General features: G+C 62.5%; 9 protein-coding genes and 1 pseudogene. 2 read left to right on the top strand and 8 right to left on the bottom strand.

The genetic code is table 11. The features are described from left to right. Window positions 1-41: 41 nt before the first annotated feature. Entirely contained in the window at window positions 42-1,037 is a 996-nt protein-coding gene (locus V3W39_RS21495) for a succinylglutamate desuccinylase/aspartoacylase domain-containing protein (RefSeq protein WP_330213316.1), read from the bottom strand. Between the two features lie 74 nt (window positions 1,038-1,111). Here V3W39_RS21495 and V3W39_RS21490 point away from each other — a divergent pair. After that, window positions 1,112-1,624 (top strand): annotated as a pseudogene (locus V3W39_RS21490) (TetR family transcriptional regulator C-terminal domain-containing protein); the annotation flags it as partial. On the opposite strand, the gene V3W39_RS21485 reads toward V3W39_RS21490, so the two are convergent. The 7 genes from V3W39_RS21485 to V3W39_RS21455 form a co-directional block, all read right to left on the bottom strand. Beyond that, window positions 1,580-2,578: a DMT family transporter gene (locus tag V3W39_RS21485; RefSeq protein WP_330213315.1), complete on the bottom strand. Its 999-nt coding sequence runs from the start codon at window positions 2,576-2,578 to the stop codon at window positions 1,580-1,582. The pseudogene V3W39_RS21490 and the gene V3W39_RS21485 sit on opposite strands and share 45 nt — an antisense overlap. Then, window positions 2,575-3,273 (bottom strand): ABC transporter permease, encoded by a 699-nt coding sequence (locus V3W39_RS21480; RefSeq protein ID WP_259195724.1) that lies wholly within the window; start codon window positions 3,271-3,273, stop codon window positions 2,575-2,577. Before V3W39_RS21480 ends, V3W39_RS21485 begins: the two co-directional genes overlap by 4 nt. 7 nt (window positions 3,274-3,280) lie before the next feature. Continuing rightward, window positions 3,281-3,985, bottom strand: coding sequence for an ABC transporter permease (locus V3W39_RS21475; RefSeq protein WP_177045172.1), 705 nt, complete (start codon window positions 3,983-3,985; stop codon window positions 3,281-3,283). Window positions 3,986-4,254: 269 nt separating this feature from the next. Continuing rightward, on the bottom strand, window positions 4,255-5,091 hold the full coding sequence (locus V3W39_RS21470; protein ID WP_177045174.1) for a transporter substrate-binding domain-containing protein: 837 nt from the start codon (window positions 5,089-5,091) through the stop codon (window positions 4,255-4,257). Between the two features lie 25 nt (window positions 5,092-5,116). Then, window positions 5,117-7,111 carry an aminotransferase class I/II-fold pyridoxal phosphate-dependent enzyme gene (locus V3W39_RS21465; RefSeq protein ID WP_310503520.1) on the bottom strand — a complete coding sequence of 665 codons (1,995 nt, stop codon included), beginning with the start codon at window positions 7,109-7,111 and terminating at the stop codon, window positions 5,117-5,119. 103 nt (window positions 7,112-7,214) lie between these two features. After that, window positions 7,215-8,006 carry a CDP-diacylglycerol diphosphatase gene (locus tag V3W39_RS21460; protein ID WP_330213314.1) on the bottom strand — a complete coding sequence of 264 codons (792 nt, stop codon included), beginning with the start codon at window positions 8,004-8,006 and terminating at the stop codon, window positions 7,215-7,217. A gap of 70 nt (window positions 8,007-8,076) precedes the next feature. Then, on the bottom strand, window positions 8,077-9,060 hold the full coding sequence (locus V3W39_RS21455) for an aldo/keto reductase (RefSeq protein WP_330213313.1): 984 nt from the start codon (window positions 9,058-9,060) through the stop codon (window positions 8,077-8,079). A 112-nt stretch (window positions 9,061-9,172) separates the two neighbouring features. On the opposite strand from V3W39_RS21455, the gene V3W39_RS21450 reads away from it, so the two are divergent. Further along, on the top strand, window positions 9,173-10,099 hold the full coding sequence (locus V3W39_RS21450) for a LysR family transcriptional regulator (protein ID WP_330213312.1): 927 nt from the start codon (window positions 9,173-9,175) through the stop codon (window positions 10,097-10,099). The last annotated feature ends 9 nt before the right edge of the window (window positions 10,100-10,108 follow it).

Genomic DNA, 10,108 nt, shown 5'->3' with positions numbered 1-10,108 from the left:
AATATCGGCCATCACCCAAACAACGGATATGTACACCTCTACTAAGGATCCAACACCCCACCGCTGTAGCTGTCAGACAACCGCGAACCGGTAAACTTGGCCACCACCGCCCCCTGGGACACCAACCGCTCCCGATGCCCAGTCACCATGCGCCCGGTTTGCGCCGCATACAGCACCACTTCGGAAGCCGGATCCCCAGGCCGCCGGATAATCCGTGCAAACCGCTCCCCCTCTTCCACCTGCTCGCCCAGGCCTTTCTCAAACACCAACACCCCGGCACACGGCGCCAGAATGGTCTCCATACACCCCATGTCCACCACCTGCCCCCGCCAATCGGCAATCACCGGGGCTTCGTCGATCACCCCGCTCGCACAGAGCCAGGCCCAGATGCCGTCGCCATCCTGCCCGGCCAGAGCGTCACTCACATCCGCCTGCCCGCGCAGTTCGATGGTCGCCGCCAACCGCAGGTTCGCGTGATCGATGATGGTCTCCTCAAACGACCCGTCGCCGCCCTCGTCCCAGACAATCACCACATCCACCTGCAACGCCGCCGCCAACGCCCGGCCCTCGGGCCAAAAACTGCGGTGGATATACAGGTACGGCAGCGCTTCATCATCCGTGTGCAGGTCCAGCACCAACTCGGCATCGGCCGCCAGTTGCACCAGGCTTTTCTGCCATTGCGCCAGGTTGCTGGCCGGGCGCTCCATCGCCAATGAATGATCGAATGCCCGGTTAAAATTTTGCCCGGTGGCTTCGTGAAAACGCCCCAGCAACCGCCCCTGGCGAAACTGGCCAATGCCGAACGGGTTGGCCTGGGGCACCACCGTCACCGTGCCTTTGAGCCGCCCCTGCTCCTGGCACGCCTGCAAACGCGGCAACAGTTGGTGCAGCACCAGCATCCCGGCGATCTCGTCGGCGTGCACACCGGCTTGCAGGTGCACCCGCGGACCGCTACCGTCTCCCTCGAAGCGCCAGGCGCCGATGTGCAAGGTGTTCCCGGAATCGCCCGGGACTTGCCACGAAAGGTCTTTTGCCATGCCGTTGCCCTCCTCTTGTTGGATCTGTGGGTATATATTGAACACACGTTCAGCCATGTATCTTGACCAAGGGTGTGCCTGTGACCGAAGACCGTCGCGACCTGTTGATTGCCGCCACCCTCACCAGCCTCGCCCGGGACGGGCATGCCGGCATTTCCGTGCGGCGCATCGCCGCTGAAGCCGGGGTTTCGGTGGGGTTGCTCAATCACCATTTCGGCAGCATCGATGCCCTGATCGCCGAGACCTACCACAAGCTCGCCAGCGAACTGACCGCCGCCCTGTGGCAGGAAGTCGATCAGGCCCAAGGCCCGGCGGCGCGGCTGGATGCATTCCTCGCCGGGTCGTTTTCCTCACGGGTCATGGACCCGAAATTGCTCGGTGTGTGGGTGGTGTTCTGGAGCCTGATCCGCCATTCGGACCACGTGAACGACTCCCACGAAAAAAGCTACCGCGCCTACCTCGAACTGATTCGCCAATTGCTCGACGACCTGGCCGCGAGCGAAGGCTTTGTGATCCACGACACGCGCCTGGCAGCCATCGGCTTATCGGCGATGCTCGACGGACTCTGGCTCGAGTGGTGCCTCAACCCCGGCACCTTCAGCCCCGCCAACGGGCTGCACATCTGCCGCTGCTGGATACAGGGGCTGCGTCACGGAGCATTCGGCACCGACCACGTCCTGTGACACGGGATGCCGGGCACTCAGCATGGCCAGGGTGCCGCTGATGGCGATCAGCACCGCGCCGAAGATCAGCGACACGTCCATCACCGTGCCCCACACCAGGCTCGACAGCAGGAACGCCCAGATCAACCCGGTGTACTCAAAGGGTGCCAACAGCGTCGCCGTGGCCCGGCGGAAACTTGCAAACAGCAGGAACTGGCCAATGCCCCCCACCAGCCCGGCGCCGAGCATGCCCAGCCACGCCGGTGTGGGTGACGGTGTATGCGTCCAGGGCAGCGTCACCGCCATGCAGACCACAAACACCACGTTGGTGATCAGCATCTGTTCCAGCACCGAGGTGTTGTCGTCTACCTGGCGCAGCTGGATATAGGTAAACGCCCAGCACAGCGCCGCCGCCAGCGTCAGGCCGATAGGCAGCGGGTCGACCATGCTGCTGGGACGACAGGCGATCACCACGCCCACAAAGCCGATGATCAGCGACAGCCACTGGCCGCGACTGGCGCGTTCCTTGAGGATCAGCGCCGCCAGCAAGGTGACCATGATCGGCGCGGAAAAATACAGGGTGGTCATTTCCGCCAGGGTCAGGTCCTTGGCCGCGGTGTAGTAAAGCAACCAGGCCAGCAGCGACAGCAGGCCGCGGATGATCAACAACTTCCGGCTGACCGAATTCCAGGCCCGCTTGAGCAGGCCAAGGCGCCCGGCGATCACGCACGCGGTGACCACCACCAGGCTGCGCCAGAACAGGATGGTGAACACCGAATAGTCGGCCACCAGCCATTTGATCCCGGCGTCCTGCAACGCCAGGAACGCATAGGCCAGCGAGCACAGGGCAATCCCTTGCAACGAGCGATCGGTTTTCATCCGGCCGACCTGCGCAACGGTGTGCCACGCCGCTCGGCAATCGCGTACAGGGCTTCAATCAGGAACGTCAGGCACAGGTAAACCCCGGCCACCAACAGCAGCGGCTGGTAGATCTGCAAGGTCTGGGCACGCACGACGTTGGCGGCGCCGAGCAGGTCTACCACCGCGATGGTCGAGGCCAGTGCCGTGGACTTGAGCAACATCACCGTCTCCCCCGCGAGTGTCGGCAGCAACAGGCGCATGGCCCGTGGCAAGCGCACCCGCAACAGTGCCTGGTGTGGCGTCATGCCGAACGCCGAGGCGGCTTCCATTTCGCCCTTGGGCACCGCCAGCAGGCCGCCGCGAATCACTTCACCGACGTAGGCGCCTACCGAGAGCACCAGGGCGAACACAATGTACCAGTAGCCGTCCCGCAGGAACGGCCACAGGAAGCTTGCGCGAATCATCGGGAATTGGGCAAACAGGCTGCCCAGGCCGTAGTAAAAGATGTAGATCTGGATCAGCAACGGCGTGCCCCGCAGCACGCTGGTGTACCCCAGCGCACAACGGGCCAGCCACTTGCGCCGCGACAGCCGCGCCAACGCCACCAGCACCGCCAGGGCGAAGCCCAACAGTGCCGAGATCACCAACAGCGACAGGGTCGTCTGCAAGCCCTTGGCGATCAGTCCTGCGTAATAACTTATCCACTCAGGCATGTGCGGCTCACTCGACAACCGGCATCCAGCGACGAATACGTCGTTCCAGGCGCCCGGACAGGTAGTTGGAGGCCAATGTCACCAGGTAATACAAGGCGGCGGCCGTGAGGTAGAACAGCAGGTAATGCCGGGTCGAGCCCGCGGCCTGCTTGGCGGTGTACAGCAGTTCGTTGGTGCCCACCACGCTGATCAGCGCGCTGTCCTTGATCAGGTTGATCCACAGGTTGGACATGCCGGCCAGCGCGTATGGCGCCATGATCGGCAGGGTCACCCGGCGGAACAGGCCAAAGCCGCTCAAGCCAAAGGCCCGTGCCGCTTCGATCTGCCCGTGGGGAATCGCCAGGATCGCCGCGCGGAAAATCTCCGAGGCGTATGCGCCTTGCACCAGGCCCAGCACCAGGATCGCCACCAGCGGCCCACTGATATTGAACTGCTCGAACCCAAGCCACAGCATCAGCGCGTTGAGGGCCATGGAGCCTGCGTAATACAACAACAGGATCAGCAGCAACTCGGGCACCGCGCGGAACACCGTGGTGTAGCCGCGCATCAGCATGGCAATCGGGCGCGGCGCACTGAGCTTGGCACAGGCCACCACCAGGCCGATCAGCAGCCCCACCGCAAACGAACCGGCGGAGATCTGCAGGGTCATCCATAACCCTTTGAGCAGTGCGTTGCCCCAGCCTTGCTCGCTGAAGTTGAGTAGATCGAACATCGGCGCTCCCTATTTCTATGACAAGCAATGACCCTCTGGCGAGGGAGCTTGCTGTTGTGACGGAGCTTTTGTGGCTAGGGTGTTGTTGTGGTGAGGGAGCTCTTGTGGCGAGGGAGCTTGCTCCCGCTGGACTGCGTAGCAGGCCCATTTTTTGGGGGCGCTTCGCACCCCAGCGGGAGCAAGCTCCCTCGCCACAAGAGCTCCCTCATCACAAGAGCTCTCTCATTACAGCAAGCTCCCTCACCACAAAAGCGCCCCCCTCTACCGGGTTAGTTTGTGTAGGGGCTGTCACATACTTTGCTGATGTAGGCTGGCGTGTCGGCGCGCTTGCACGGGCTCACCGACACACCAAACACACTCTGCGACAGGTCAGCGTAGTCCTTGCTCACCAGCAACTCACCGATGGCCTTGTCCAGACGGGCCTTGAGTTCAGTGTCTTCCTTACGCAGGCCGGCGCCCACGCCACGGCCGATGATCGGGTCGTAAGGCACTTCGGCGATCTCGGCCAGCCCCTGGGCTTCAGGAGTTTTCACCATCATGGCGATGGCGACACCGTCGGCCATCATCAAGTCGGTGCGCCCGGCAATCAGGTCGGCGTTGGCCGATTCCTGGGTGTCGTAGTACTTCAGGTCAGCAATTTTCTCGTAGTACTTCTTCAGGTAGTTGGCACTGACCGTGGAGATCTGCACGCCGATGATTTTGCCTTTCAGGCCCGCCGGCGAGACTTCGACGGTGGTGCCCTTGGGACCGGCAATGCCCAGCAGCGAATCGTAGTAAGCGCGGCTGAACGCGATCTGTTTTTCACGCTCTTCGGTGACCGACATCGAGGAGAAGATCACGTCGATTTTCTTCGCCAGCAACGACGGAATAATCCCGTCCCACGCCACTTCCTTGATCTGGCACTCGGCTTTCATCAAGCCGCAGAGCTTGTGGATCAGGTCCACCTCAAAGCCCGTCCACTCGCCGTTGCCGCCCTTCACCGTGAACGGTGGGTAAGGTTCCGCCGCCACCGCGAACACAATGGGTTTCTCCGCCGCCAACGCAGTACCTGCCGCCAGCATCAACACTGCACTGCTCAACCACTTTGCCAAACGTTTGGATTTCATGATCTTGCCCCGTCTTTTTTTGGAGTTAGCGAGTTTGATGCGCGTTGACGAACTGCCGGCAACGTTCACTGCGTGGGTCGATAAACACTGAGTCCGGCGAGCCGGTTTCCTCGATCAGGCCTTGGTGCAAAAACGCGACTTTGGATGACACATCCCGGGCGAACGCCATTTCATGGGTGACCAGGATCATGGTGCGGCCTTCCTCGGCCAGGGAACGAATCACCCGCAGCACTTCGCCCACCAGTTCCGGGTCCAGGGCTGAGGTGGGTTCGTCGAACAACATGACTTTGGGGCGCATGGCCAGCGCGCGGGCGATGGCCACCCGCTGCTGCTGGCCGCCGGAGAGGAACGCCGGGTATTCGTTGCGCTTGGCGGCCAGGCCGACGCGGTCGAGCAAGGCCTCGGCGCGTTCGATGGCTTCGGCACGGCTTTCCCGCAGCACTTGGATCGGCGCTTCTATCAGGTTTTCCAGCACGGTGCGATGGGGCCACAGGTTGAAGTTCTGGAACACCATGCCCAGCGTCGAGCGGATCCGTACCAGCTGTTTGGCGTCGGCCACCAGCGGTGCGCCGGGGCGGCCGTAGTTGAGTTTGATGCTTTCACCGTCCACATGAATGCTGCCCTGGTCCGGCACTTCGAGCATGTTGATGCACCGCAGCAAGGTGCTTTTGCCCGAGCCGCTGGCGCCGATCAGCGAGATCACCTCGCCTTCGTGGGCCGTCAGGGAAATGCCCTTGAGCACTTCGATATTGCCGAAGCGTTTATGCAGGTCGAGCACCTCGATCATCTTTTTCGCGGCCACCGGCTGCACGCTGATGATTTTTGCCGCAGGTTCTATGCGTGGCTCGCCGGCGAGCTTGGCGACGAAGCGGCTGATGCGCTCGCAGGCCTCGGCCAGTCGCGCTTCACCCAGGGTGAATGACAACCGCACGAAGCCCTGTGCCGGCTCACCGAAAGCGGCAGCATCCAGTACGGAAACCCCCGCTTCGCGGAACAGCCGCCAGGCGAAGTCCAGGGAACTGAGGCCGGTGTCCCGCACATCCACCAGCACGAACATGCCGGCTTGCGGGGCGCGGACATGAATGCCCGGGCAACCGGCGAGGCCGGTCACCACCAGGTCGCGGCGGCGACGGTAGGTCTCACGCATGCCATGGGTGACTTCATCGTGGGCCAGCACGGCGGCGGTCGCGGCTTGCATCACAAACCCCGGCAAGCCGTACAGCATGCTCAACACCAGGGTTTCGGCGTGGGCCACCATGGCAGGTTCTGCGACGATCCAGCCGATGCGCCAGCCGGTCATGGCGTGGGATTTGGACAGGCTGCCAATCACGATGCAACGCTCGGCCATGCCCGGCAGCGCGGCCAGGCTGTGGTACTCACCGTCGAACACCAGGCTTTCGTAGACCTCGTCCACCACGACCCACAGTTCATGCTCGATCGCCAGGTCGGCAATCGCTTGCAGCTCCTGGGGGGTGAGCACCACGCCTGTGGGGTTATTGGGGTTGGAGAAGAAAATCGCCCGGGTGCGCGGCGTGATGGCGGCGGCCAGCAGCGCCGGGTCAAGACGAAAACCCGAGTCGGCGGAACACGGCACCCGCACCAGCGTTGCGCCGCTGGCCTTGAGGGTAGCTTCATAGGTGACATACATCGGGTCGAGGACGATCACTTCATCACCGGCCTGCAACAGGCACAGCGAGGTGACGAACAAGGCGTTTTGCGCACCGGCCACGGTGATGACGTTTTCAGCGCTCAGCGGTCGGGCCAGGGATTTGCTGTAACGGGCGGCAATCGCATCCCGTAGCGCCGGGCGGCCGGGAATTTCGGTGTAGTGGGTGTCGCCCTGGCGCAGGGCTTCGACGGCGGCGTCGGTGATGAACGAAGGTGTGGCGAAATCCGGGTCGCCGACACTCAGGATAATGATGTCTTCACCTTTACTGCTGGCCTGGAACGCGGCGTGGTGGATGTCCCAGGCGGCTACGCCCTGCCCTGCAATTCGCTCAACAAAGGGTGAAAACCGCATGCCAGTGCCTCTCGTTCAATCAGAAAAAGCGCAAGCCCGCTTGTTGCCAAGCGGGGGGTTGCAGCCAACATAATTGAAACTGAACACTCGTTCAACGGCAAAATCAGCGGATGTCGTTAACAGCTAAAACAGGTCGTTGTGGTGGTTTGCCCATCAGGTTGCACTGGTGGTCTTGCAGCTCCTCGGCAGACGCCAGGTTCCACTCCTTGAGGGTCAGCCGGGTGGTCAGCAGCACGAAGTTGCCATCTGCCTCGGGTGCCAGCAACAGGCTGTAGCTGGCCATGGCGTCGCCCTGGGCCTGTACGTACTCATTCAGGATGGCGAGCGGGTCACGCAGGTCGAAGTCTGCCGCCGACAGGGTACGGGCACTGTAGGTGTGCCCCTGCAGTTTCACCGGCAGGGTTTGCCAGTGCTCGTCGAGGGTCGCGGCGCGTTCGTTGAGGGTGTTGAACACATCGGGGCGCAGGCAGGCGATATGGATATGCAGCTGGTTTTGCGAGCGGCCATAACGGGAGTTGATCGCCAGCGACACATAGCGGTCGGCAATCGGCGCAGACAGGCCGCTGGACAGTACCGCGTGGTTCTTCCAGGCCTGGGCGAAGTAATGCGGCAGCAAATCCCGGGTTAGGGCAATGTCTTCGATGCCGGTGACCTTGTCGGTGGGGATCAGCAAGTCCTGATACGGGCCGTTGAGGTCCTTGAGCAGCACGAAGCCCTTGTCCGGATCCACCTTGAGGCATGGGCTGGGGTTTTGGTGCTGGTTCTGGTCGGGCACGCATTGGCGGCTGACGATCTGCCACAGCACATCGGGGTTGCCCCGCCATTTCAAGGCGCCCGCCAACGCCGCCACACACAACAAGCCACCGATAAGCGTAAATACGGTACCGCGCTTCATGCCAAAAACCTCAACGCCAAAGGGATGTCTATTGTTGTTTTGCAACTGCCGCACATCCCTGTCGCAAAGGTTAACGTGTGGCCGGGGCCATAAATTCCGGCCCTACCGGATCTTTTATCGTGTTGGCCAGAATACGGTCGATATGTTGCAGGTCATCGGCGGTCAGTTGCCAGCCGAAGGCGTCCTCGATGCCTTTCAATTGCTCCGGACGGCGGGCGCCCCACAGGGCCACCGTCGGGCCCTGGTCCAGTACCCAGCGCAACGCCAGGGCCAGCACGGACTTGCCGTGGCATTCGCGGGCATACACATCCAGCGCCGCGACGGCTGCCAGGTATTGCTCAAAGCGTGGCGCCTTGAATTTCGGGTCGAGCTTGCGCACATCATCCCCGGTAAAGCGCGTGGCGGCGTGCATGCTACCGGTCAACAGGCCCCGGCACAGGGAACCGTAGGCCAAGACCACCAGCGAGTTTTGCTTGGCGTACGGCAGGATGTCGCTGTCGATCGCCCGTTCGAACAGGTTGTAGGGCGGCTGCACCGTGTCCAGGTGGGTGTACTGGCGGAAGTCGTCCATTTGCGCAGGGGCGTAATTGCTCACGCCCACGGCGAGAATCTTGCCTTCGCGGCGCAATTTTTCCAGCTCGCCGGCGGTCTCTTCCTGGGCCACCAGCGGGTCGGGCCAGTGGACCTGATAGAGGTCGATGTAGTCGGTTTCGAGGCGCAGCAGCGAGTCTTCGATTTCCTTGCGGATGCGCTGGGCCGTGGCGTTGCGACGCACGGTGCCGTCGTCCCATTGCAGGCCGGCCTTGGTGGCGATCACCGCGGTATGACGCACGCCGCGCAGGGCCCGGCCAATCAGTTCTTCAGACAAACCGAGGCCATACACCGGCGCACTGTCGATAAAGTTAATGCCGCTGGCCAGCGCATGGCGGATGGTCTTGATCGATACCTCAGTATCGGCACCGCCCCACATCGAGCCGCCCATGGACCAGGTGCCCAAGGCAATCCGCGAGACTGCCTTGTCGATCCCCGGGATCTTGATGGTTTCGATACTCATTAAAAAAGCCTCCGCCAGAAATATTCAGTAAAAAAACGATTACTCTAGATCATCCGAGGTTGAATCGGGCTCAACGCCGCGTGAAACCCAAACCCTACAAAAGGTGCTTGATATGGCAGCGTTCAACCGCTCCGAGTTGGCCGACCTGAATGTGTTCATGGCGATCATCCGTCGCCGTAGTTTCCGGCATGCCGCCCACGAACTGGGCGTCACCACCTCGGCCCTGAGCCACACCATGCGCAACCTGGAAACCCGCCTGGGCGTCAAGCTGCTCTACCGCACCAGCCGTGCCGTGGAACCTACCGATGCCGGCGTGGTGCTGGCGGAAAAACTCAGTGCCGGCTTCGCGACGATCCAGGATGGCCTCGACACCCTCGAGCTGTACCGCGAGGCGCCGATTGGCCGGCTGCGCCTGAACGTACCCCGGGACGCGGCCGTGTTGCTGATCTCGCCGGTGCTGGGGGAATTCACCAGCACCTACCCGCAACTGCGCCTGGACGTGATGATCGAAGACCGCATGCTCGACATCGTCGCCGAAGGCTACGACGCGGGCATCCGTTATGGCGCCACGGTACCCCAGGACATGGTGGCCGTGCCGCTCACCGGCGAGTTGCGCTGGATCATGGTCGCCTCCCCTGCCTACCTGGCAAGCGCCGGAACGCCCAAGGTGCCCAAAGACCTGCTCGCGCATTCCTGTGTGCGCATGTACCTGGGCGACAAGACCACCTACAAGTGGGAGCTGGGCAACGGCGCCCGCCAACAGCGCCTGGACGTGCCCGGCCACTTCAGCGCGGCCGACACCCAGACCATCGTCGACGCTGCGCTGCAAGGCGTGGGCATCGCCTACTGCCTGGAAAATCGCGTGCTATCGGAACTGGCAGACGGCCGCCTGGTGGAAGTGCTGCCCGACTGGGCCTGCCTGGGTGCGCCGCTGTGCATGTACTACCCCAGTCGCCGGCAGTCGCAGCCGGGGTTGCGCCAGCTGATCGACATGATCCGCCTGAAAACCATCGGTTCGCAGTTGCTGGAATCACATTGAACCTGCACC

This window comes from Pseudomonas sp. Z18(2022) (assembly GCF_036346535.1).
GTDB lineage: Bacteria > Pseudomonadota > Gammaproteobacteria > Pseudomonadales > Pseudomonadaceae > Aquipseudomonas > Aquipseudomonas yamanorum_A.
The sequence above is the reverse complement of the archived record's forward strand: the minus strand, read 5'-3'. Positions and strand labels throughout refer to the sequence as shown.